Genomic DNA, 435 nt, shown 5'->3' with positions numbered 1-435 from the left:
AAACTGAAAAATTTAGATAGAATTATTGATTTTGAAAGAATTGATAATGCTGTTTTAATTCATGCTAGTTTTGATCCTCTATCTAAAAAAATAGAAGAAGAATATCCTAATGTGAATTTGACGGTTTGTGATATTTATGGAAATAGGCATGAACATGAAAGTGGAATTAAAATATCAAAAAAGGTATTTCCACCAAATCCAAAAGAAATAAAAATACGATCAAATAAATTACCTTTTGAAGACAATTCACAAGATATTATCCTTGCAATTACGGCTATTCATGAAATACTAAATCATCAAGACAGAATTCTGTTTTTTAAAGAAGCCAAAAGGGTACTGAAGCATAATGGTACAATAATTATATCAGAACAATTTAGAGATTTTACCAATTTTATTTTCTTTAATATTGGGGCATTCCACTTTATAAGTCAAAAG

Annotated in this window: 1 protein-coding gene; it reads left to right on the top strand. The window is 26.7% G+C overall.

All coding sequences use genetic code 11. The annotated features are described in order from the left end of the window. A partial coding sequence (locus DRF65_RS28230; protein WP_133297846.1) for a class I SAM-dependent methyltransferase occupies positions 1–435 on the top strand: 435 nt, incomplete at both ends.

Source organism: Chryseobacterium pennae (assembly GCF_003385515.1).
Lineage (GTDB): Bacteria > Bacteroidota > Bacteroidia > Flavobacteriales > Weeksellaceae > Chryseobacterium > Chryseobacterium pennae.
The sequence above is the reverse complement of the archived record's forward strand: the minus strand, read 5'-3'. Positions and strand labels throughout refer to the sequence as shown.